The following is a 23,314-nucleotide window of genomic DNA, read 5'->3' as shown; positions in this document are numbered from 1 at the left end:
CCCACCACCAGGGCCTGGTGGTGGGGACCGGGCCGGATCAGTCCCGGACGAGCAGGGCGACCGGCAGCTGGGCGCAGAGCTCGCTCAGCCGGATGCCGCCGGAGTCGGAGACCAGCCGGGTGCCGGTGAGCAGGTCCCGCCAGGCGCCGGTCCGCGAGCCGACGGAGGTGTCGCCCCAGCCGGTCTGAGCCAGGTGCACCGGCCGCCGGGTCGCCACGGTGACCACGCCGCCGCGGTCGAAGGCGACGACGGAGTCGGCCGCCGGACCGCGGGCCGGCACCGGGGCGTACCCCGACCACGCCTCCGGGACGTCGCGGCGGTGCCGCAGCGTCCGGGAGACCACCAGCAGCTTCGCGGCACCGGTCTCGTCGACCGGCGGCACCCAGCCACCGTCGAGCCGGGCGAGCAGCTCGCGGCGCTGCCCGTAGTCGACCGGACGCCGGTTGTCCGGGTCGACCAGCGAGAAGTCCCACAGCTCACTGCCCTGGTACACGTCCGGGACCCCGGGGATGGTCAGCTGCAGCAGCTTCTGCGACAGCGAGTTCGACCAGCCGAACGGCGCGATGCGCGCCACGAACCGCTCGATCTCCGCATGCGTCGTGGCGTCGTCGAACGCGGCGTCCACCAGGGCGTGCAACCGGTCCTCGAACTCCTGCACCGGGTTGGTCCAGGTGGTCGAGGTGCCCGCCTCCCGGGCCGCCTTCTCCACGTAGGCGTGCGCCCGCTCCCGGGACAGCGGCCACGCGCCGACCAGGTTCTGCCACACCAGGTGCGCCAGCGGGCGATCGGCCAGGGGATGCCGGTCCAGCCAGCCGTGGACCAGGCCGGCCCACTCGGACGGGAGCTCGGCGAGCACGGCCAGCCGCGCCCGCACGTCCTCGCTGCGCTTGGTGTCGTGGGTGGACAGCGTCGTCATCGACGCCGGCTTGACCTCCAGGCGGTGCTGCTGAGCCGCGTGGAACTCCTCCACCGTCGTCCCGAACCGGGCCGGGTCACCGCCCACCTCGTTGAGCGCGACGAACCGCGACCACCGGTAGTAGGCGCTGTCCTCGACTCCCTTGGCCATCACCGGGCCCGAGGTCTGCTCGAACCGGGTGGCCAGCTCGGTGCCGGCCGAGCTCAGCAGCGGGTGCAGGGCGTCGACGGCGGCCGTGAGATCCGGCCGGCGGCGCTTCACCGCGGCCACCGTGGCGTCCAGGTGCTCGCGGCCGACGGGCAGGTAGCTGCGGTAGACCGGGAAGCCGGCCAGCAGCTCGGCCAGGCCCTCGGTGACCTGCTCGGTGGACACCCCGGGCAGCTCTCCGACGATCCGGTGCAGCCGGGCCACCTCCGACCCGAGCATCCCGTCGGTGACCTCGCGCTTGCAGTCGTGCACGAGCTGGGCGTAGTCGACCCGGCCGCCGGCCAGTTCGGTGTCCAGCGCGGTGATCGCCGCCTCGCCGGCGGGGTCGACCAGCACGTCGTCGACCTCGGCCAACGCGTCGTACCCCGTCGTCCCGGCCGTCTGCCAGTCCTCCGGCAGCTCCTCGCCCGGCTCGAGGATCTTCTCCACGACGGTCCAGCGGTCCCCGGTCGCCTCGGCGAGCAGGTCCAGGTAGCCCTTCGGGTCGGCCAGCCCGTCGGGGTGGTCGATCCGCAGGGCGTCGACTGCGCCGTTCTCCACCAGCTGGACGACCAGCGCGTGCGTGGCGCGGAAGACGTCGCGGTCCTCCACCCGCAGCCCGGCCAGGGTGTTGATCGCGAAGAACCGCCGGTAGTTCAGCTGGTCGTCCGCGCGCCGCCAGTCGACCAGCTCGTAGTGCTGCCGGTCGTGCACCTCCTGCGGCGTGCCCTGCGCGGTGCCCGGGGCGATCGGGAAGCGGTTGTCGTAGTAGTGGAGCTCGGGGCCGTCGGCGGTGTCCACGACCTGCAGCTCCGAGACGTCGTCCGCACTGCCCAGCACCGGGACCCGGATCCTGCCGCCGCCGAAGTCCCAGTCGACGTCGAAGGCGTCGGCGTGGGCCGACTCCCTCCCGTGCTGGAGCAGGTCCCACCACCAGCGGGACTCGGCCGGGTCGCTGACGCCCATGTGGTTGGGCACCAGGTCCAGCACCAGGCCGAGGCCGTGCTCGTGCAGCGCGGTCACGAACCGGTCGAGCCCGGCCCGCCCACCGCGCGGCTCGTCGATGTGCGCGTGGTCGACCGTGTCGTACCCGTGCGTGCTCCCCGCCGCCGAGCGCAGCAGCGGGGAGGAGTACGCGTGGGTCACGCCGAGGTCGGCCAGGTAGCCGGCCACGGCCGCCGCGTCGTCGAGGGTGAAGTCGGCGGTCACCTGCAGCCGGTAGGTGCTCGCCGGCACCTCCCGGCGTCGGCTCTCGGCCGGGCGACTCGCGGCCGGCTGGGTCACGGGGCGGCCTGCAGGACGACGGTGGCGCGCGCCGCGACGGTCAACGTGTCACCGGCCTTGATCACCAGCGGCTCGACCTCGCTCATCTCCGCGGTGTCCACCACCACCGTCCAGCCCTCGGCGTACTCGCTGCTGGGCAGGGTGAACTCGATGTCCTCGTGCCAGGCGTTGAACACCAGGTAGAAGCAGTCGTCGACGACGGGCTCGCCCCGCTCGTCGGTGGATCGGATCCCGTGGCCGTTGAGGTAGACGCCGATCGACTTGGCGTAGTGGGCGTCCCAGTCCTCCTCGCTCATCAGCTCACCGGCGTGGGTGAACCAGGCGACGTCCTGGACCGGGTCGCCCTCCGCGCGGCGCACCGGGCGGCCGTGGAAGAACCGCCGACGGCGGAACGTCGGGTGGTCGGTGCGCAGCTTGGTGACCAGCTTGGTGAACTCCAGCAGGCCCTCGTCGATGTTCTCCCAGTCGATCCAGGTGAGCTCGGAGTCCTGGCAGTAGCCGTTGTTGTTTCCGCCCTGGCTGCGGCCGAGCTCGTCGCCGTGCAGCAGCATCGGGACACCTTGGGACAGCATCAGCGTGGTGATGAGGTTGCGCCGCTGCTGGGCCCGCAGCGCCTTGATGGCGGGGTCCTTGGTCTTGCCCTCGACCCCGCAGTTCCAGCTGCGGTTGTGGCTCTCGCCGTCGTTGTTGTCCTCGCCGTTGGCCTCGTTGTGCTTCTCGTGGTAAGAGACCAGGTCGTTCAGCGTGAACCCGTCGTGCGCGGTGACGAAGTTGATGCTGGCCACCGGACGCCGGCCGGAGTGCTGGTAGAGGTCCGCCGAGCCGGTGATCCGGCTGGCGAACTCGCCGATGGTGGCGTTCTCGCCCCGCCAGAAGTCGCGGACGGTGTCGCGGTACTTGCCGTTCCACTCCGTCCACAGCGCCGGGAAGTTGCCGACCTGGTAGCCGCCGTCGCCGATGTCCCACGGCTCGGCGATCAGCTTCACCTGGCTGACGATCGGGTCCTGGTGGCAGAGGTCGAAGAACGCCGACAACCGGTCCACCTCGTGGAACTGCCGGGCCAGGGACGACGCCAGGTCGAAGCGGAACCCGTCGACGTGCATCTCGGTGACCCAGTAGCGCAGCGAGTCCATGATCAGCTGCAGCGACTGCGGCGTCCGGACGTTCAGCGAGTTCCCGGTGCCGGTGGTGTCCATGTAGTACTGCTTGTCGTCCTCGACCAGCCGGTAGTACGCCGAGTTGTCGATGCCCCGGAAGGACAGCGTCGGGCCCATGTGGTTGCCCTCGGCGGTGTGGTTGTAGACGACGTCGAGGATGACCTCGATGCCCGCCTCGTGCAGGGCCCGGACCATGCCCTTGAACTCCTGCACCTGCTGGCCGTCGGTCTGCTGCGCGTACTCGTTGTGCGGGGCGAAGAAGCCGATCGTGTTGTAGCCCCAGTAGTTGCGCAGGCCCTTCTGCAGCAAGGTGTCGTCCTGCACGAACTGGTGCACCGGCATGAGCTCGATCGCGGTGATCCCGAGCTCCAGCAGGTGCTCGATGATCGCCGGGTGGGCGACGCCGGCGTAGGTGCCGCGCAGGTCCTCGGGGATCCGCGGGTGGGTCATCGTCAGGCCCTTGACGTGCGCCTCGTAGATGACCGTCTTGTTGTACGGGGTCTTCGGCGGACGGTCCACGCCCCAGTCGAAGTAGGGGTTGATCACGACGGACTTCGGCATGTGCGCCGCGGAGTCGCCGTCGTTCTTGGCACCGGTCTTGAAGTGGTAGCCGAACACCGCCTCGTCCCAGTCCACCTGGCCGTCGATGGCCTTGGCGTAGGGGTCGAGCAGCAGCTTGTTCGGGTTGCAGCGGTGCCCCTGCTCGGGGTCGTGCGGGCCGTGCACGCGGAAGCCGTAGCGCTGGCCGGGCTGGACCCCGGGGAGGAAGGCGTGCCAGACGTAGGCGTCCATCTCGGGGAGGCGGATGCGCTCCTCGTTGCCCGCCTCGTCGAACAGGCACAGCTCGATCTTCTCGGCCACCTCGCTGAAGATCGCGAAGTTCGTGCCCGTGCCGTCGTAGGTCGCCCCGAGGGGATATGCGGAACCGGGCCACACCTGGGTGGTCATGAGAGTTCGTCCTCCTGAGCTGGTCGCCCCTGGGCTCGGGGCGGGGGCGCGGGTCGTCACGGCTGAACCGGGGGGTTCGTCGTCGGATGCCCGCGTCCGGTCCTCCGCACACCTGTGACGCGCAGGACACGGTCGGCGTTCGGAGGACGATCGCGGGCGGTCCTCGGGGTGAGTCTGCCAAGGCCGGTCCACCCGACCCCGCCGCACGACCCGCCGGGCCGACCCGAGGGCTCCGCTGCGGGCCTGCGCCGGGCAGGGAAAGGCGCAGCAACCCGGCGCCGCCGACCTCGCCCGGTGACCCCGGGTGGCACTGGCGGCGACCGGTGCTGCTCGCTCCTGCGGGCGCTGACGCTAGGGGTCCTCCGGCGTGTCGACAAGGCCCCACGGCGGCGGGGTGTCGATCTGCCGTCCCACGGGTCCCACGCGGCGCACCCGGACGGGGTCACGTCCGGCCCGGGGCGGCCCGGACGACGCGCGGGCCCCTTCTGTCACAGGCCCGTCGTACCGTCGTCGGCGTGCGTGCATCCACCGACATCCGGCCCACCCAGGGGCGGTTCCGTGTCGTCAGCGAGTTCCAGCCCTCCGGCGACCAGCCCACGGCGATCAAGGCGCTCGCTGAGCGGGTGAACGCCGGAGATCAGGACACCGTGCTGCTCGGCGCCACCGGCACCGGCAAGTCGGCCACCACGGCCTGGCTGATCGAGCAGGTGCAGCGCCCGACCCTGGTGATGGCGCCGAACAAGACCCTCGCCGCGCAGCTGGCCAACGAGTTCAAGGAGCTGCTGCCCGACGCCGCCGTCGAGTACTTCGTCTCCTACTACGACTACTACCAGCCCGAGGCATACGTCCCGCAGACCGACACCTACATCGAGAAGGACTCCTCGGTCAACGACGAGGTCGAGCGGCTGCGGCACTCCGCGACGAACAGCCTGCTCACCCGGCGCGACGTGGTGGTGGTCTCGACGGTCTCCTGCATCTACGGCCTGGGAACGCCCGAGGAGTACGTCGAGCGGGCGCTGAAGATCAAGGTGGGGGAGGAGCGCGACCGCGACGAGCTGCTGCGCACCCTGGTCACCGAGCAGTACACCCGCAACGACCTCGCCTTCACCCGCGGCACGTTCCGGGTCCGGGGCGACACCATCGAGGTGTTCCCGGTCTACGAGGAGCTCGCCTGCCGGATCGAGATGTTCGGCGACGAGGTGGAGCGGCTGTACTACCTGCACCCGTTGACCGGCGAGGTCATCCGCGAGGTCGACGAGCTGTTCGTCTTCCCCGCCACCCACTACGTCGCCGGCCCCGAGCGCATGGAGCGGGCCATCGGAGGCATCGAGGCCGAGCTCGAGCAGCGGCTGGCCGAGCTGGACAAGCAGGGCAAGCTGCTGGAGGCCCAGCGGCTGCGCATGCGCACCACCTACGACATCGAGATGATGCGGCAGGTCGGGTTCTGCTCGGGCATCGAGAACTACTCCCGGCACATCGACGGCCGGGCGCCCGGCAGCGCCGGCGCCTGCCTGATCGACTACTTCCCTGACGACTTCCTGCTCGTCATCGACGAGTCGCACGTGACGGTGCCGCAGATCGGCGGCATGTACGAGGGCGACATGAGCCGCAAGCGCACGCTGGTCGAGCACGGCTTCCGGTTGCCCTCGGCGATGGACAACCGCCCGCTGCGCTGGGAGGAGTTCACCGACCGCATCAAGCAGACCGTCTACCTCTCGGCGACCCCGGGCCACTACGAGCTCGGCCGGGTCCAGGGTGACGTGGTGGAGCAGGTGATCCGCCCGACCGGGCTGGTCGACCCGGAGGTCGTCGTCAAGCCGACCAAGGGACAGATCGACGACCTGGTCCACGAGATCCGGCTGCGTACGGAGAAGGACGAGCGGATCCTGGTCACCACGCTGACCAAGAAGATGTCCGAGGACCTCACCGACTACCTGCTCGAGCTCGGCATCAAGGTCCGCTACCTGCACTCGGAGGTCGACACCCTGCGCCGGGTCGAGCTGCTGCGGGAGCTGCGGCAGGGCGAGTACGACGTGCTGGTCGGCATCAACCTGCTGCGGGAGGGGCTCGACCTGCCCGAGGTGTCGCTGGTGGCGATCCTCGACGCGGACAAGGAGGGCTTCCTCCGCTCGGGCACCTCGCTGATCCAGACCATCGGCCGGGCCGCGCGCAACGTCTCCGGCCAGGTGCACATGTACGCCGACAAGATCACCCCGTCGATGGCCCAGGCGATCGACGAGACCAGCCGGCGGCGCGAGAAGCAGATCGCCTACAACACCGAGCACGGCGTCGACCCACAGCCGCTGCGCAAGAAGATCGTCGACATCCTCGACGGCATCTACAAGGCCGCCGAGGACGCCGAGGACATGACGTCGACCGAGCTGCTGGGCGGTTCGGGGCGCCAGCAGTCGCGGGGGAAGTCGCCGGTGCCGGGGCTGTCGTCGCGGAGCAAGGCGAAGGCCGGGTCGATCGACGTCCAGGGGCTGCCGCGCAACGAGCTCGCCGACATGATCACCTCGATGAACGAGCAGATGCTGGCTGCGGCCCGCGAACTGCAGTTCGAGGTGGCGGCCCGGCTGCGCGACGAGCTGACCGAGCTGAAGAAGGAGCTGCGGCAGTTCGACGCCGCACACGCCTGACTCAGCTCTGAGGTCCTCACCGTCTGCGGGAACTCTGCGGCCCGGCCGTTCGTAGGGGACCCTGGGGCCTGGGCTGCAGGGGGCGGTGCGCTGTCGCGCCGGACCGGGCAGGCCTCACGTGGAGGGGAGTATCCCGCTCGCGGCAGTGTCGTCAACACGGGATCCCACGGTCCCCGGCGCCGCCGGCCGACCCGCTCGCGGGCCGGTGGGAGAGACCTCCGGTGCTGACATGAGCCAGACGACCGGAGGAAGTGCATGGACGTCCCCCTGTGGGTGTGGGGCATCACGGTGGCTGCGATCATCGGGATGCTCGTCTTCGATTTCATCGGCCACGTGCGCACGCCGCACGCGCCGACCCTTGCCGAGTCCGCCAAGTGGTCGGCGGTCTACGTCGGCATCGCCGTGCTCTTCGGCCTGGTGGTGTTCGTCTTCTGGGGTGGCACCTACTCCGGGGAGTACTTCGCCGGGTGGGTCACCGAGAAGAGCCTCTCGGTCGACAACCTCTTCGTCTTCGTGCTCATCATGGCGAGCTTCGCCGTGCCTCGAGAGCTGCAGCAGAAGGTCCTGTTGTTCGGCATCGCCTTCGCGCTGGTGCTGCGGACGATCTTCATCTTCCTCGGGGCAGCGGCCATCGAGAACTTCAGCTGGGTCTTCTACATCTTCGGCGGCTTCCTCATCTGGACCGCGATCGCCCAGGCCCGCAGCGGCGGTCACGACGATGACGAGGAGTTCAAGGAGAACTCGGTCCTTCGGCTGACCCGCAAGGTGCTCCCGACGACCGAGGAGTACCACTCCGACCGGTTGATCACCAAGATCAAGGGGAAGCGGTTCATCACCCCGCTGATGATCGCGCTGATCGCCATCGGCAGCGCCGACATCCTCTTCGCCGTCGACTCGATCCCGGCGATCTTCGGTCTCACCCAGGAGACCTATCTGGTGTTCACCGCGAACGCCTTCGCGCTGCTGGGCCTGCGACAGCTGTTCTTCCTCATCGACGGCCTGCTCGACAAGCTCGTGTACCTGGCCTACGGCCTGTCGATCATCCTCGGGTTCATCGGCATCAAGCTGCTGATCCACGCCCTGCACGAGAACACGTTGCCGTTCATCAACGGCGGTGAGCACGTGACGCTGATCCCGGAGATCCCGACCTGGTTGTCGCTGCTGGTCATCCTGGTGACCCTGGTGATCACCACCTGGGCCAGCCTGCGCAAGAACAAGAAGGACGCGGCGCGGCGCGAGCAGCGCGACGCCGGTGAGCCCGGCGCCGACAGCACTGGACGGCACATCGGTGCGCCGGGTGACCCGGACACCGACACGGCCGACACTCCCGCCGACCCGCGTGGGGTGCCGGTCAGCCGACCGGAGACACACACCGACTGATCACGAGTGCGGCCCCGGGGACGACGACCGTCGTCCCCGGGACCGCCGGCGGGCAACCGCGCACCATCGGCCAGACGCCCACCCGGCGCGCCCCGGCTGGCCGGGTGTTGGCTACAACCAACTTGTACAGTCCCGCCCGTGGAGCTCCCCGTCTGGTTCGAGATCTCGACGTTCGTGGGGCTCACCGTCCTGCTGCTCGCCGACCTCGCCCTCGTCGTCCGTCGTCCGCACGAGCCCTCCGTGAAGGAGGCGACGCTGTGGGTGGTCTTCTACGTGGGCCTGGCGGTGGCCTTCGGCGGGATCGTGCTGGCGGTGACGAACGGCCAGTTCGCCACGGAGTTCTACGCAGGCTGGCTGACCGAGTACTCGCTCTCGGTCGACAACCTCTTCGTCTTCGTGATCATCATGGCCCGCTTCCGGGTGCCCCGGAAGCTCCAGCAAGAGGTCCTGATGGTCGGGATCATCATCGCGCTGGTGCTCCGCGGCCTCTTCATCCTCGCCGGCGCCGCCGTCATCGAGCGGTTCATCTGGGTCTTCTTCCTCTTCGGCGCCTTCCTCGTCTACACCGCGATCAACCTGGTCCGGCACCGCGAGGAGGACGAGGACTACGAGGAGAACGGGCTCATCCGCCGGATGCGCAAGGTCCTGCCGATGACCCAGGACTTCCACGACAGCAAGATCCGGGTCGTCGAGAACGGCAAGAAGCTGTGGACGCCGATGATCGTGGTGTTCCTCGCACTGGGCACGACCGACCTGCTCTTCGCGCTGGACAGCATCCCGGCCATCTTCGGGCTGACCCGCGAGCCGTTCATCGTCTTCACCGCGAACATCTTCGCGCTGATGGGCCTGCGCCAGCTGTACTTCCTGCTCGGCGGCCTGCTCAAGCGCCTGGTCTACCTGTCGCTGGGGCTGGCCGTCATCCTCGCCTTCATCGGCGTCAAGCTGATCCTCGAGGCGCTGCACGAGAACCAGTACCCCTTCGCCGGTGAGCGCGAGCCCCTGGAGAGCATCCCGGCGATCCCGACCTGGCTGTCCCTCACGGTGATCCTGGTGGTCCTGCTCGTCGCCACCGTGGCCAGCCTCATCAAGACCCGTGGCGAGGTGCCCGATGTCCAGGGTGCCGCGATCGACCCGGCCGCGACCGACACCGGCGAGCCCGGTCGGGCCGATGCGCTCACCGAGGACGAGCGGCGCGCGCAGGCCGTCACCGGCGAGGACCAGCCCCGCAGGAACTGAGCCGGACGGCGGCCCGGTCGCCCGGGCCGCCGTCTCGCGCGGCAGGCCGTCAGCGGGGCGGGATCGTCCCCGGCTCCACCGTCGAGCCGCCGGCGGCCACCAGGACGCCGTCCCGCCGTCGGGCCGGCGCGTGGTTGGCTCCCGGTCATGAGCGCCCCGACCGACGCCGGCCGCGTCGCCGGCCTGGTCGGGTTCCTCTTCGGACTCGCCGGCATGGGCAGTGCTGCGGTCGCGGTCACGCTGCCGGCCATCGCCGCCGACCTGGACCTGACCACCGGTGGCGTCTCCTGGGTGATCAGCCTCTACGCGCTGATGCTGGCCGTGGCGACCGCCGTGTACGGCCGGGTCGCCGACCTGGCCGGCATCCGGCTGCCGCTGGTCGTCGGGGTGGCCCTGATGACCGCCGGTGCAGTGCTCGGCGGCTTGGCCCCCAGCTACCCGGTGCTGCTGGGTGCCCGCATCCTCCAGGGCCTGGGTGCGGCTGCGGTCCCGGTGCTCGGCATGGCGATCGTCAGCGCACGGTACGAGGGCGCGGTGCGCACGGCCGCGCTGGGCAAGGTCACCGGCACCGCGGCGGCGGTCAGTGCGCTGGGGCCGTTGGTCGGCGGGCTGGTGGCCGACGTCGCCAGCTGGCGGGCGGTCGTGGTGCTGCCGGCGCTCGGGTTGCTGCTCGTGCCGGTGCTGTGGCGTTCGGTCCCCGCCGTGGGCACCGGTGCCCGGCTGGACGTGCTGGGCGCGGTCCTGGTCGCCGGCACCGCCGCCGGCCTGGTGCTGCTCGTGCAGTCACCGGCCTCCGGGGTGGTGATCGCCGCCGTCGGTGCTGCCCTGCTCGGGCTGGGCATCCCGGCGGTCGCCGCGCAGGTGCGCCGCCGGCCGGAGGGCTTCCTGCCCAGGGCCGTCCTCCGGGAGCCGGTGGTGGTGCGCAGCGCGCTGGCCGCCTCGGCCGTCCCGGCCGCCTGGTTCGCGCTGCTGATCGCCGTCCCCGCCGTGCTCGCGGGCGAGGGGTGGACACCGCTGCACATCGGCTTGGCGCTGGTGCCCAGCGCGGTCACCGGCTTCCTCGCCCCGCGGCTGGCCGGCCCGCTGCTGGCCCGGCTCGGCCCCGCCCGGTCGCTGGCCATCTCCGGGATCACCGCGACCGTCGCGCTGCTGGTCGCTGCTCTGGGCGCCACCGCTGGTTCCGCCCCCGGCTTGGTGACGGCCGTCGTCCTGGTGACGGTCGCCTTCGGGCTGGGCCAGCCGGCCCTGATGGCCGCGGTGGGCGGCGCCGTCCCCGACGAGGTGCGCGGCGTCGCACTCGGCATCGCCACCCTGGTCTTCCTGGTCGGCGGCGGGGTGGGGTCGGCGGTGGTCGGCGGTGCGGGCGAGGTCCTCGGGCTGGACCGCAGTCTCCTGCTGCTCGCCGCGCTGCCGCTGTTCGGGGCGCTGGGTCTGGCCCGCAGCATCCGGGCGGAACGGCGCGACCCGGGAGCACTCACCCCTTAGCAGGGCTCATCATCTGCGCCGCTGTGCGCCTGGGCTAGCGTGCCCGCATGCGGCCTGCCGACCTCTCCCTGCTGCGCGTGCCCGGTGTGCCGACGGTGTCCCCGGACGGGGCGACCGCCGTCGTCGCCGTCAGCCGGCTGGACCTGGACACCGACGAGTACCGCGGCCAGCTGTGGACCGTCCCGACCGACGGCTCGGCGCCGGCCCGGCCGCTCACCCACGGCCACCTGGACTCGGCGCCGGTGTTCTCCCCGGACGGGCGCTGGCTGGCCTACCTGTCGGCCGAGCCGAAGGGGCGACCGCAGCTGCACGTGCTGCCCGTGGACGGCGGCACGGCCCGGCGGCTGACCGATCACCACCTGGGCGCGGGCACCCCGGTGTGGTCGCCGGACTCCCGTCGGCTGGCCTACACCGCGCGCGTGCCCGAGCAGGGGCGGTACGGCACCGACGAGGACGTGTCGCCGGGTGCGGAGCCCCCACGGCTGATCACCACGCTGACGTACCGGGCCGACGGCGTCGGGTTCACCAACGACCGCCGCAGTCACGTCTTCGTCGTCGACCTGCCGGCCGACACCGCCGAGACCGCCGACGAGCGGCCCACGCCGTTCCAGGTCACCGGCGGCGACGTGGACGACACCGACGTGACGTGGCGTCCGGACGGCGCCGAGCTCGCCTTCGTCTCCGCGCGGCACGAGGGTGCTGACCTGGACCGGGTGACCGACGTGTACGTCGTCCGGCCCGACGGCAGCGGGCTGCGCCGGGTCACCGACTCCCGGTCCGCCTGCGCCCACCCGGCCTACGACCCGGACGACGCCACCGGCAGCACCCTCTACCTCTCGGCGATCCCCGACCTGGGCCCGCTCGGCCGGGACTTCGTCGGCCGGAACACGACCCTAGCCCAGGTCAGCGCCGACGGCGGGCCCGTGGTGCCGCTGCTCGATCCGGAGGAGCACGACCGCGGCGACGAGACACCGGCGACCGTGGTGGCCGGGGGCGCCGCCTTCGTCGGCGTCCAGCGGCGCGGTGCGGTCGAACTGCTGCGGGTCCCGCTCGACGGCGGCGAGCCCGAGGCGCTGGTCGAGGGGCCGTACACGGTGCGCGGGGTGGCCGTCGGGGGCGGCGTCGTCGTCGCCACCGTCGCGCACGACCGCTCGGCGGGCGAGCTCATCGCGATCACCCCGGGACGCCGCCGGCTGATCACCGGCTTCGGTGCACCGCTGCAGGAAACCGGTCGGCTGCACCGGATGCGGGAGACGACGGCGACCGCGCCGGACGGCTACCCGGTGCACGGCTGGGTCACCACACCGCCCGGTCCCGGGCCGCACCCGGTGCTGCTGACCGTGCACGGCGGGCCGTTCAGCCAGTACGGGTGGACGCTCTTCGACGAGACCCAGGCCTACGTCGAGGCCGGCTACGCCGTGCTGATGTGCAACCCCCGCGGGTCGTCCGGCTACGGCCAGGCGCACGGGCGGGTGATCAAGGAGCACATGGGCGAGCTGGACGCCGACGACGTGCTCGCCTTCCTGGACGCAGCGCTGGCCGACCCGGGGCTGGACGACACCCGCGTCGGGCTGATGGGCGGCTCGTACGGCGGGTTCATGACCACGCTGCTGCTCGGCCGCACCGACCGGTTCGTCGCCGGCATCAGCGAGCGGGGGTTCAACGACCCGGTCAGCTTCGTCGGCTCCTCCGACATCGGGTTCTTCTTCCCCGACGAGTACGTGGGCACCGATCCTGGACGCGTCGCCGCGCAGTCGCCGATGGCCTCGGCGCACCGGATCACCACGCCGACGATGGTGATCCACTCGGAGGAGGACTGGCGCTGCCCGCTGGAACAGGGCACCCGGCTCTACGTGGAACTCAAGCGCCGCGGCGTCCCCACCGAGCTGCTGCTGTTCCCGGGGGAGGGCCACGAGCTGTCGCGGTCCGGCCGGCCGAAGCACCGCCAGGCACGGCTCGAGCACGTGCTGCGCTGGTGGGGCCGCTGGCTGCCGACTCCGCAGAACAGCTCGGCGATGGGCGCGCTGCCGGCCGGGTCCGTCGGCGGCTCGGCCGGGCCGGACCCGGCCGAGCCGCTGACCGTGCGGGCGACCCGGGTCGTCTGAGGAGCGCGCTGTCCTGTCCCCTCGCTCACCTGCGGCGGCGGACCACCGCATAGCCGAGGGCGAGCAGCGTCGCCACCAGCGCGGTCTCGACCGCACGGGCCCGGCTGCTGGCGCGGATGATGCCGACGGCGTCTGGGCGTGCCTGTCGGGTGCCCAGCAGTGCGCCGCCGAGTGAGGAGTCGACGCCCGAGCCCACGGTGACGATGTGCTGCGACGGCGAGTCGAGCCGGGCGGTGAGCCCGGCATCGGCCAGCGCGCCGGCCAGCTGGGCGAGGTCGGCGCGGCCCGGCCGGGTCCCGGTGCGGGCGGTGGCCGCCGCCCGCAGACCCAGCACGAACCCGCGGACGTCGTCGGCGACCACGTGCACGTCACCGCCCGCGGCGGTGACCCGCACGGGCGCGCCGTCGACCTCGATCGACAGGTCGCCCGTCACGTCGAGGCGGGCCACCTCCGGGTTCATCCCTTGCTGGCGTTCTCGGCGGTGGTGATGCGCAGCGTCCCGTTCAGCTTCCAGGTGGCGCGGGGTGCGTCGGGACCGGTCTCCCGCGGGACCTCGACGGTCATGTCCACGAACTCGTAGTTGATCGCCGCGCCCTTGCCCGTCAGGTAGGCCCACATCTCCTTGCCCAGGTCGGCGAAGCTGGTCGCCTCGTGGGACTTGATGTCGCGCTTGCCGGTCGCAGTGTCGCTGGTCGACGTGGTCATGGAGCTCTCCTCGCTCGGGCGGTGGCCGCAGGCACGCGGCGCTTCCGGACGTGCCGCGGGCGCGTTCGTCCACGGCTCCGGTTGTGCACTACCCGGTGTGGCATCGGTGAACCGGCATCCGGAGCGGCGGCTGATGCGGGCGGTCAGGGGCCGCGAGCCGGTCTAGCGTGTCCGCATGGCGCTCATCTACCCCGTCCAGGCCGACCTCCCGGAGCCCGACGAGGACAGCGAGGCCGACTTCGCCGAGCTCGCGGCCGATCTCTCCGACAACTGGCTGGTCGAGGTCGCGGTGGGGGAGGACGGGGACGACGCGTGCTTCGGCCCGCTCACCGCGAGGGCGGCGTGGGACCTGGCGGTCGACCTCGACGAGCGCCGCCCGGACTGGTCGATCTCGGTGGTGCCACTGCACGTGCCCGGGACGGCGGAGGAGCTCGTGGAGCTCTTCGAGGACTAGAGCTCTTCCGAGATCGGGCGCTGCGCCGCGTCGGTCACCAGCCGCGGGCGCGCCACTCCGGCAGGTCCGGCCGCTCCGCGCCGGCGTACCGACCGGCGTCGGGCGTCACCCGGCAGGCGGGTGCTCCGCAAGGCAGAAGAGGTTGCCCTCCGGGTCGGCGAGGGTCGACCACTGCACCCAGGGGACCTCGTCGAGCACGTCCCACCGGTGGACCGCGCCGAGCGCGATCGCGCGGTCCACCGCGGCGGTCCGCGTCCCCCACGGCACCGTGAGATCGAGGTGCTGGGCCGGTTGCTCCGGACGATCGCCGGGGTGCGGCCAGAAGGACATCGCGAAGCCGTCGGGCTCCCGGGCGGAGACGAACACGAAGTCGCCGTGCTCGCCGGCGATCTCACCGCCGAGCAGGCCGGCCCAGAAGGAGGCCAGTGCACGGGGATCTCGGGCGCCGACGTTCACCGCGCCCAGCGAGACAGGAGGACCGTCGGCCATGTGCGGCACGGTAGGCGATGGCGCCGACCGCCGTCCCGTCACCAGCCGCGGGCGCGCCACTCCGGCAGGTCCGGCCGCTCGGCGCCGATCGTGGTGTCGCTCCCGTGTCCCGGGTAGACCCAGGTGTCGTCGGACAGCTCACCGAACAGTCGGCTCTCCACGTCATCGACCAGGCTGGTGAACCGGGCAACGTCGGACTGGGTGTTGCCCACGCCGCCGGGGAACAGGCTGTCGCCGGTGAAGACGTGCGTGCCGGCGCCCTCGGGACCACGCCAGACCAGCGCGATGCTGCCCGGCGTGTGCCCGCGCAGGTGCACCACCTCGAGGGTCTGGTCGCCGACGGCGACGGTGTCACCGTGCTCCACCGGCCGGGTGACCGGCACCGGCAGGTCGGCCGCGTCGGCCGGGTGCGCGACGATCTCCGCGCCGGTCGCCCGGACCACCTCCGGGAGCGCACGGTGGTGGTCCCAGTGCCCGTGCGTGGTCACGACCGTGCGGACGTCGGCGTCACCGATCAGCTCCAGCAGCGCCGCCGGCTCGGCCGCGGCGTCGACCAGCAGGGACTCCCCGGTGGCCGTGCTGGTGAGCAGGTAGACGTTGTTCGCCATCTCACTGACGGCCAGCTTCCGGATGGTCAGCCCGGGGAGCTCCCGGACGTCGGCGGGGCCGCCGACCTGCACGTCACCGGTGTACGTCTGCCCGCTCATGCTGCTCCCGTCCGGGACTGTCGGTGCCGCCGTCTAGGTTCGTCGGCATGGACGCTAGTGCAGGTTCCGGGCCCGCCGCTGCGCCGGCCGGAGCAGGGTCCGGCGGGGTGGTGCTCGACGGGGTCGTCGGTCTGCCGGCGACCGAGCTCGCCGCCCGGGTCCGCGCGGGAGAGCTCTCCGCCGTCGACGTGGTCCGTGCCCATCTGCAGCACCTGGCCGCCGTCGAGGCGCGGATCGGGGCCTTCCGGGTGGTCCGCACCGAGGCCGCCCTCACCGAGGCCGCGGTGGTCGACGCACACCCCGACCGGGCCCGGCTGCCGCTGGCCGGCGTCCCGATCGCGGTGAAGGACAACGTCGCGGTCGCCGGCGAGGCGGTCACCGACGGGTCGCGGGCCCACCGGCCGGTCCCGGCCACCGCCGACCACCCGGTGGTGGCCCGGCTGCGGGCCGCGGGCGCGGTCGTGGTCGGCATCACCCGGGTGCCGGAGCTGTGTCTCTACTGCGCCACCGACGGTGCGGGCACGGTCACCCGCAATCCCTGGGACACCGCACGCTCGGCCGCCGGCTCCTCCGGCGGCAGCGCCGCCGCCGTGGCCGCCAGCGTCGTGCCGCTGGCCCAGGGGAACGACGGCATGGGCTCCCTCCGGCTGCCCGCCGCCGCCTGCGGCCTCGTCACGCTCAAGCCGGGCTCCGGTGTGGTCCCGGCCCAGATCGGCGCCGACAGCTGGTCGGGGATGGCAGAGAACGGCGTCCTCGCCACCACCGTCGCCGACCTGGCCGTCGGCTTCGCCGTGCTGGCCGGCACCGAGCCCGTCCCGCCGGCGGCCCCGGCCGGGCCGCTGCGGATCGCCGTCTCCACCCGGTCGCCCGTGCTCGGCGTCCGGCTGGACGCCGCCGGCCGCGCGGCGATGGACGCCGTGGTCGCCGAGCTGCGCGCCGCCGGTCACGTCGTGGTCGACAAGGAGCCGGTGATCACGCCCGCTGCGGCGCTGGGCGCCATCACCCGGTGGCTGGCCGGCGCCGACGCCGACGCCGAGGCGCTGGGCCTCGACCGGCGGGCGCTGGAGCCGCGCAGCCGCACCCACGCCCGGCTAGGCCGCTGGGTGCGCCGTGCCGGCCTGGTCCGCCCGCAGACGGCGGCGGCGTTCCGGGCCCGGATGGCCGACTACTTCGCCGACGTCGACGTCCTGCTCAGCCCGGTGGTCTCCGGTCCGCCGCTGGCCGCCCGGCCGTGGCACGAGCGGGGCTTCCTGGCGAACATCACGGCCAACGCCCGCTGGGCGCCGTGGACGTCGGCCTGGAACGTGGCCGGCCTGCCGGCGCTCGTCCTGCCGGCCGGCCCGGGCCGGGACGGGCTGCCCACCTCCGTCCAGTTCGTCGGCCCGGCCGGGGCCGAGACGCGGCTACTCTGGCTGGCCGGGGAGCTCGAAGGCCGGCTGCCCTGGCGCCGGCACGCGCCGGTCTTCGCCCCGGCAGGACGCGTCGGCGGCCCCGCCGGCTGACCGGGCATCGTCGCCCAGCGCGGGCGGGGGAGACCCAGCCGACACCCGCGCCGGGAAGCCCGCCTGTCGGGCCACCGTTCCACTGGGCGATGCACCTCACCGGCCTCGAGCTCCGCACTGCACCACTGGTCCCCGCCGCCCCGCGACCGGACCAGCACCGAACCACTGCGACCGACAGGGATCACATGGACCGGCTCGTCGTCCGCGGCGCCCGAGAGCACAACCTCAAGGACGTCCACCTCGACCTGCCCCGCGACGCGATGATCGTGTTCACGGGGCTCTCCGGCTCGGGCAAGTCGAGCCTTGCCTTCGACACGATCTTCGCCGAGGGCCAGCGCCGGTACGTGGAGTCGCTGTCCGCCTACGCGCGCCAGTTCCTGGGCCAGATGGACAAGCCCGACGTCGACTTCATCGAGGGCCTCTCCCCGGCGGTGTCGATCGACCAGAAGTCCACGAACCGCAACCCGCGGTCCACGGTCGGCACGATCACCGAGGTCTACGACTACCTCCGCCTGCTCTACGCCCGGGCCGGTCAGCCGCACTGCCCCAACTGCGGCAAGCCGATCTCCCGCCAGACGCCCCAGCAGATCGTCGACCAGGTGCTCGCCATGGAGGAGGGCACCCGGTTCCAGGTGCTCGCCCCCGTCGTGCGGGCGCGCAAGGGCGAGTACGTCGACCTGTTCAGCTCGCTGCAGACCCAGGGTTTCTCCCGGGTCCGGGTCGACGGCACCATCCACCCGCTGACCGAGCCGGCGAAGCTCAAGAAGCAGGAGAAGCACACGATCGAGGTGATCGTCGACCGGCTGACGGTCAAGGAGAACGCCAAGCGACGGCTGACCGACTCGGTCGAGACCGCACTCGGCCTCGCCGGTGGCCTGGTGGTGCTCGACTTCGTGGACCTCCCCGAGGACGACCTGCACCGTGAGCGCACCTTCTCCGAGCACCTGGCCTGCATCGACGACGGGCTGTCCTTCGAGGCGCTGGAGCCCCGGTCGTTCTCCTTCAACTCGCCCTTCGGCGCCTGCCCCGAGTGCACCGGCATCGGCACCCGCAAGGAGGTCGACCCCGACCTCGTGGTCCCCGACCCGGGCAAGAGCCTCGGTGAGGGTGCCATCGCCCCGTGGGCCGGCTCGATGAGCAACGAGTACTTCCAGCGGCTGCTCGGCGGGCTCGCCGACATGATCGGCTTCTCCATGAACACGCCCTGGGAGGAGCTGCCGGCCAAGGTGCAGAAGGCGGTGCTGCACGGTTCCCCGGACCAGGTGCACGTCCGCTACAAGAACCGCTACGGCCGCGAGCGCAGCTACTACGCCGCCTTCGAAGGCGTGCTGCCCTTCCTGGAGCGCCGCCACGAGGACACCGACAGCGAGTTCATGAAGGACAAGTACGAGGGCTACATGCGGGACGTGCCCTGCCCCGTCTGCCACGGCACCCGGCTCAAGCCGGAGATCCTCGCCGTCAAGATGAACGGCCGGTCGATCGCCGAGGTCACCGGGCTGTCCATCGGCGAGGCCTCCGAGTGGCTCAACGCCCTGGAGCTCGGCGAGCGCGAGCGGGCGATCGCCGTCCAGGTGCTCCGAGAGATCCAGGCCCGGCTGTCCTTCCTCGTCTCCGTCGGTCTCGACTACCTGTCCCTGGACCGTCCGGCCGCCACGCTGGCCGGTGGGGAGGCGCAGCGCATCCGGCTGGCCACCCAGATCGGCTCCGGGCTGGTCGGCGTCCTCTACGTGCTCGACGAGCCCTCGATCGGGCTGCACCAGCGCGACAACGTCCGGCTGATCGAGACGCTGGTCCGGCTGCGCGACATGGGCAACACGCTGATCGTCGTCGAGCACGACGAGGACACCATCAAGCAGGCCGACTGGATCGTCGACATCGGTCCCGGCGCCGGCGAGCACGGTGGCGAGGTCGTGGTCAGCGGCACCTATGAGGACCTCCTCGCCAGCGAGCGGTCGATCACCGGCCAGTACCTGTCCGGCCGCCGGGAGATCACCATCCCGACGATCCGGCGGGAGCGGACGCCGGGCCGGGAGCTGGTCGTCAAGGGCGCCCGGGAGAACACCCTGCGCGGCATCGACGTGGCCTTCCCGCTGGGCATGATGGTCGCCGTCACCGGCGTCTCCGGCTCGGGCAAGTCCAGCCTGGTCAACGACATCCTCTACACGACCTTGGCCAACGAGCTCAACCGTGCGCGGATGGTCCCCGGCCGGCACCGCACCATCACCGGCCTGGACCAGCTGGACAAGGTCGTCGGCGTCGACCAGTCGCCGATCGGCCGCACCCCGCGGTCCAACCCGGCCACCTACACCGGGGTCTGGGACCACGTCCGCAAGCTGTTCGCCAGCACCTCGGAGGCGAAGGTCCGCGGCTACCAGCCCGGCCGGTTCTCCTTCAACGTCAAGGGCGGCCGGTGCGAGGCGTGCTCCGGCGACGGCACGCTGAAGATCGAGATGAACTTCCTGCCCGACGTCTACGTGCCCTGCGAGGTCTGCAAGGGCGCCCGGTTCAACCGGGAGACCCTCGAGGTGCACTACAAGGGCAAGACGGTCGCCGAGGTGTTGGACATGCCGATCGAGGAGGCCGCCGACTTCTTCGCCGCGATCCCTGCCATCGCCCGGTACATGCGCACCCTCACCGACGTCGGCCTGGGCTACGTCCGGCTCGGCCAGCCGGCGACGACGCTGTCCGGTGGCGAGGCGCAGCGGGTCAAGCTCGCCAGCGAGCTGCAGAAGCGCTCCAACGGCCGCACGATCTACGTCCTCGACGAGCCCACCACCGGGCTGCACTTCGAGGACATCAACAAGCTGCTGCAGGTGATCCAGGGCCTGGTCGACAAGGGCAACTCGGTCATCGTCATCGAGCACAACCTCGACGTGATCAAGAGCGCCGACTGGCTGATCGACATGGGCCCGGAAGGCGGGTTCCGCGGCGGCATGGTCGTCGCCGAGGGGCCGCCGGAGCTCGTCGCGTCGGTCCCGGAGAGCCACACCGGCCGGTTCCTGGCGAAGATCCTCGACCCGGAGGCTGTCGCCGCGGCGGCCTCCGGCGTCAAGAAGAAGACCCGGAAGAAGGCCAGCTGACGGGTGCGCGGGGCGGCTGCAGCCGCCCCGCGCGCTCCCGACCGAGAGGAACCACCGTGACGACGACGTCCGGCGACCTGTCCGAGCTCCCACGCCCCGACGGGGTGGCCGTCACCTACCGGCGGTGGCTGCCCGCCGGCGAGGTGCGCGGCACCGTGCAGGTCGTCCACGGCGCCTCCGAGCACTCCGGCCGCTACGAGCGGCTGGCCGGTGCGCTGACCGAGCGGGGCCTGGCCGTCTACGCGATGGACCTGCGCGGGCACGGCCGCACCGCCGAGGCCACCGGCCCCGGCCGGTTCGGCGCGCCCGGTGCCGACGGGGCACTCGACGACGTCGAGGCCCTGCACCGGGTCGCCGCCGAGGGGCACCCAGGCGTGCTCCGGGTGCTGCTGGGCCACTCGATGGGCTCGGTCATCGCGCTGGCCAGCGCACAGCGGGACGGCGCCCAGCTGAGCGGCCTGGTGCTGTCCGGGCCGATCGGGGTGTCGCCGGAGCTGGCCGACACCGTCTCCGCCCTGGAAGGTGCCGTGGCCGCCGGGCTGGGCGACCAGCCGCTGGACGCGCTCGGCGCCTTCAACGAGCCGTTCGAGCCCGCCCGCACCCCCTACGACTGGCTGTCCCGTGACCCGGCCGAGGTCGACGCCTACCTGGCCGACCCGCTCGCCGGCGACCAGGTCCCGCTGACCCACGGCTACGCGGCCGGGGTCTTCGGCATGTCGGTCCGCGCGGCCAGCCCCGAGGCGGTCGCCGCGCTGCCGGAGGGGCTCCCGGTGCTGCTGCTGTCCGGGCAGCACGACCCGGTCGGCGGCCGGGACGCCGGCCAGGTCACCGCGCTCGCCGGGCTGCTCCGGGAGCGGGGGCTGCCCGTCGAGCAGCGGGTCTACCCCGAGGCTCGGCACGAGGTCTTCAACGAGACCAACCGCGACGAGGTCGTCGCCGACCTGCTCGGCTGGCTCGAGGCTCGCCTCGGCGCCTGACAGTGCAGCTCGCTGCCGTCCGGCCGGCGGGGGCCACACCGTCGGTGCGCTGGTCCCCAGCTGGCCACGGTTCAGCGGCGACGGTCCTGCACGTCGAGCAGCCGACCGCCGGCCGGCGCGGGTGGCCGCCCGGCCTGGACTGCGCCGGTCACCTCGCCCACAGCCGCCTGCGCCGCATCGGGCCCCTCGACCAGCCAGACCGCCGACCGCGTGGGCCCGGCGCAGGCCGTGAACTCCACCAGCCACGGGTGCGTCCGTTCCGCCGCCGCCAGGTGCGCGATGCGGCGACCGCGCAGCAGCAGGACGAAGGCGGCGACCGAACCGATCCCGGCCGTCGACGCGATGGCGCGGAGGGCGGAGGCCTCCTCCCGCCACGGGTCCACACCGGCGCCGGGAGCGGCCCAGCCCTGCCAGCGAGCCGACCGCCCCAGCACCCAGCTGGCCCGGGGCGGAGGTGGGGGTGAGCCCGTGGGCGTGCCCCAGGGCAGCAGCAGCCGCTCGAGCGCGGCGGCGTCCGGCCGGGCCACGGGGGCCGGCAACACCCCCGCGCGATGGCAGCGGACCCGCCAGCTCCCGCCCCAGCGGTCGGTGACCACCACGCCGTCCCGTTCACTGCTCGCCGTCCCGCGCATGCCCGTCCCGTCCGTCGCCCGTCGCTGAGAGGGCCACCCTGGCAGCCGCGGCCGGTGTGGTGCCGGCGTCGTCCACAGGCAGGTCGGCCGCGTCAGTCGGTGACGGCAGCTGCGGGGGCCACCGGCTGGACGCCGTGCACGACGAACCCGCTCCGCGGCAGTGCGGGCAGCTGGGACAGGCTGACGCTGAGGTCCTGGACCCCGACGTCGTACCGCATCGACCGGGTCAGCAGCCGTACCGACTCGGCGATGAGCAGCCGGGTCATCGGTTCTCCGGGGCACCGGTGGTCGTCCCGGTACTCCCCGCCGCCTTGCGGGATCAGCGTGTACGCGTCGCCCACCCAGTCGCGGAACCGCTCGGGGCGGAAGACCTCCGGCTCGGGCCACAGCCGGGCGTCGTGGTCGGTGCCGTAGATGTCCAGCAGCACCCGCAGCCCGACCGGGAAGTCGTGCCCCTGCCAGCGGAAGGGCCTGCGCACCCGGCCGGCGATCAGCGGGAAGAACGGGTACACCCGGCGCACCTCGTCGACGAAGCCCATCAGGTCCGTCTCGTTGCCCGCAGCGAAGGTCTGCTGCCAGTGCGGGTGCTGCAGCAGGGCGAGCACGGCGAACACCACGTACCGGCTGACCGCGACGATCGGGCGCAGCACGTTGAGCAGCTCCACCCCGGCGGCCGGCACGGTGAGCAGGGCGCCGTCGGTGTCCCGGTGACCGGCGATCACGGACAGTGCGCTGCCGGCGGGCACCTCCAGGTCACCGCTGCGCACCCGGGTCACCAACCCCTGGGCCCACAGCTCCGACCGGTTGCGCAGGGCGTGGGCCCACCAGTTCCGCGGGCCCACGGTGCCGGCCTGGTCGACCATGGCCGCGAGCTCACGGGTGCGCAGCCGCACGTCGCGCTCGCTCATCGGCACCCCGGCCCACCGGGTCGCCGCCCGGGTGAGCACCTCGTTGACCGCCGGGTGGAGCACCACGTGGCCGGCCTGCTGCCACCGCGGGACGGCGCGACGCCACTCCTGGGCCAGCGCCTCGGTGACCGCGTCGCTGCCGGTGCCCTGGAGCACGGTCAGGAACATGTCCTTGCGGTGCCGGTGGGCATCGCCCTCCAGCGTCTGCACGCTGCCCAGGTCCTGGAGCAGGTGCCCGATCGACGGCGGGAACGCGTTGGTGCGGTCGAACCGCTCGCCGCTGTAGAAGAGCTCGGCCGCCTCGGCGCCGCGCAGGCAGACCGCCGGCTGCAGCAACAGGCGGGTCCGGAAGGCGTCGGAGCCGAGTCGGTCGCAGCGCCGGGAGATGAACGTGTAGCCCTCGCGGAGCAGCGCCAGGCTGCTGTCGGGCACGGTCAGGGACGGGATCACGGGAGACCTCTCACTGTCAGGACCCGGTGGGCACCCGCTGCTCAGGCCGCCGTCCCCATCCTCTCGGCCGTCCG

The 23,314-nt window shown here is 72.4% G+C and carries 17 protein-coding genes; 9 read left to right on the top strand and 8 right to left on the bottom strand.

All coding sequences use genetic code 11. The annotated features are described in order from the left end of the window. Positions 1 to 37 precede the first annotated feature (37 nt). Both treY and glgX read right to left on the bottom strand, forming a co-directional pair. Positions 38 to 2,386 (bottom strand): malto-oligosyltrehalose synthase, encoded by a 2,349-nt coding sequence (gene treY, locus O2W16_RS19210; protein WP_269160436.1) that lies wholly within the window; start codon positions 2,384 to 2,386, stop codon positions 38 to 40. Then, positions 2,383 to 4,491 carry a glycogen debranching protein GlgX gene (glgX, locus tag O2W16_RS19205; protein WP_269160435.1) on the bottom strand — a complete coding sequence of 703 codons (2,109 nt, stop codon included), beginning with the start codon at positions 4,489 to 4,491 and terminating at the stop codon, positions 2,383 to 2,385. Before glgX ends, treY begins: the two co-directional genes overlap by 4 nt. 515 nt (positions 4,492 to 5,006) lie before the next feature. Here glgX and uvrB point away from each other — a divergent pair. The 5 genes from uvrB (at position 5,007) to O2W16_RS19180 (ending at position 13,336) form a co-directional block, all read left to right on the top strand. Then, a complete protein-coding gene (gene uvrB / locus O2W16_RS19200; protein ID WP_269160434.1) occupies positions 5,007 to 7,130 on the top strand; it encodes an excinuclease ABC subunit UvrB in 2,124 nt (707 codons plus the stop codon). A gap of 255 nt (positions 7,131 to 7,385) precedes the next feature. Further along, entirely contained in the window at positions 7,386 to 8,510 is a 1,125-nt protein-coding gene (locus tag O2W16_RS19195) for a TerC family protein (RefSeq protein WP_269160433.1), read from the top strand. A 138-nt stretch (positions 8,511 to 8,648) separates the two neighbouring features. Then, the gene (locus O2W16_RS19190) at positions 8,649 to 9,746 is read left to right on the top strand and encodes a TerC family protein (RefSeq protein ID WP_269160432.1); all 1,098 of its coding nucleotides are present in this window, start codon (positions 8,649 to 8,651) and stop codon (positions 9,744 to 9,746) included. Positions 9,747 to 9,893: 147 nt separating this feature from the next. After that, positions 9,894 to 11,231 (top strand): MFS transporter, encoded by a 1,338-nt coding sequence (locus O2W16_RS19185; protein ID WP_269160431.1) that lies wholly within the window; start codon positions 9,894 to 9,896, stop codon positions 11,229 to 11,231. A 47-nt stretch (positions 11,232 to 11,278) separates the two neighbouring features. Beyond that, the gene (locus O2W16_RS19180) at positions 11,279 to 13,336 is read left to right on the top strand and encodes a S9 family peptidase (RefSeq protein WP_269160430.1); all 2,058 of its coding nucleotides are present in this window, start codon (positions 11,279 to 11,281) and stop codon (positions 13,334 to 13,336) included. Between the two features lie 25 nt (positions 13,337 to 13,361). On the opposite strand, the gene O2W16_RS19175 is transcribed toward O2W16_RS19180, so the two are convergent. Together O2W16_RS19175 and O2W16_RS19170 are read right to left on the bottom strand one after the other, a co-directional pair. After that, on the bottom strand, positions 13,362 to 13,796 hold the full coding sequence (locus O2W16_RS19175) for a hypothetical protein (protein ID WP_269160429.1): 435 nt from the start codon (positions 13,794 to 13,796) through the stop codon (positions 13,362 to 13,364). Further along, the gene (locus O2W16_RS19170) at positions 13,793 to 14,041 is read right to left on the bottom strand and encodes a hypothetical protein (RefSeq protein WP_269160428.1); all 249 of its coding nucleotides are present in this window, start codon (positions 14,039 to 14,041) and stop codon (positions 13,793 to 13,795) included. Before O2W16_RS19170 ends, O2W16_RS19175 begins: the two co-directional genes overlap by 4 nt. 175 nt (positions 14,042 to 14,216) lie before the next feature. Here O2W16_RS19170 and O2W16_RS19165 point away from each other — a divergent pair, with 175 nt between their 5' ends. Continuing rightward, a complete protein-coding gene (locus O2W16_RS19165; RefSeq protein ID WP_269160427.1) occupies positions 14,217 to 14,495 on the top strand; it encodes a hypothetical protein in 279 nt (92 codons plus the stop codon). Positions 14,496 to 14,600: 105 nt separating this feature from the next. On the opposite strand, the gene O2W16_RS19160 is transcribed toward O2W16_RS19165, so the two are convergent. Together O2W16_RS19160 and O2W16_RS19155 are read right to left on the bottom strand one after the other, a co-directional pair. Continuing rightward, on the bottom strand, positions 14,601 to 14,984 hold the full coding sequence (locus tag O2W16_RS19160) for a VOC family protein (RefSeq protein ID WP_269160425.1): 384 nt from the start codon (positions 14,982 to 14,984) through the stop codon (positions 14,601 to 14,603). A gap of 38 nt (positions 14,985 to 15,022) precedes the next feature. Next, positions 15,023 to 15,691, bottom strand: coding sequence for an MBL fold metallo-hydrolase (locus O2W16_RS19155; protein WP_269160424.1), 669 nt, complete (start codon positions 15,689 to 15,691; stop codon positions 15,023 to 15,025). A gap of 47 nt (positions 15,692 to 15,738) precedes the next feature. On the opposite strand from O2W16_RS19155, the gene O2W16_RS19150 reads away from it, so the two are divergent. The 3 genes from O2W16_RS19150 (at position 15,739) to O2W16_RS19140 (ending at position 21,250) form a co-directional block, all read left to right on the top strand. Further along, entirely contained in the window at positions 15,739 to 17,193 is a 1,455-nt protein-coding gene (locus tag O2W16_RS19150; RefSeq protein WP_269160422.1) for an amidase, read from the top strand. Positions 17,194 to 17,378: 185 nt separating this feature from the next. Beyond that, positions 17,379 to 20,273 (top strand): excinuclease ABC subunit UvrA, encoded by a 2,895-nt coding sequence (gene uvrA, locus O2W16_RS19145; RefSeq protein ID WP_269160421.1) that lies wholly within the window; start codon positions 17,379 to 17,381, stop codon positions 20,271 to 20,273. A gap of 56 nt (positions 20,274 to 20,329) precedes the next feature. Further along, complete coding sequence (locus O2W16_RS19140) at positions 20,330 to 21,250, top strand: alpha/beta fold hydrolase (protein ID WP_269160420.1); 921 nt, start codon at positions 20,330 to 20,332, stop codon at positions 21,248 to 21,250. Between the two features lie 71 nt (positions 21,251 to 21,321). Here O2W16_RS19140 and O2W16_RS19135 read toward each other — a convergent pair whose 3' ends face one another. Together O2W16_RS19135 and O2W16_RS19130 are read right to left on the bottom strand one after the other, a co-directional pair. Beyond that, on the bottom strand, positions 21,322 to 21,882 hold the full coding sequence (locus tag O2W16_RS19135) for a hypothetical protein (protein WP_269160419.1): 561 nt from the start codon (positions 21,880 to 21,882) through the stop codon (positions 21,322 to 21,324). 92 nt (positions 21,883 to 21,974) lie between these two features. After that, complete coding sequence (locus tag O2W16_RS19130) at positions 21,975 to 23,240, bottom strand: cytochrome P450 (protein WP_269160418.1); 1,266 nt, start codon at positions 23,238 to 23,240, stop codon at positions 21,975 to 21,977. Positions 23,241 to 23,314 lie beyond the last annotated feature (74 nt).

The sequence above is a fragment of the Modestobacter sp. VKM Ac-2984 genome (assembly GCF_026967985.1).
Lineage (GTDB): Bacteria > Actinomycetota > Actinomycetes > Mycobacteriales > Geodermatophilaceae > Modestobacter.
Note: the sequence above shows the minus strand (reverse complement) of the source record. Positions and strands in the feature narration are given on the sequence as shown.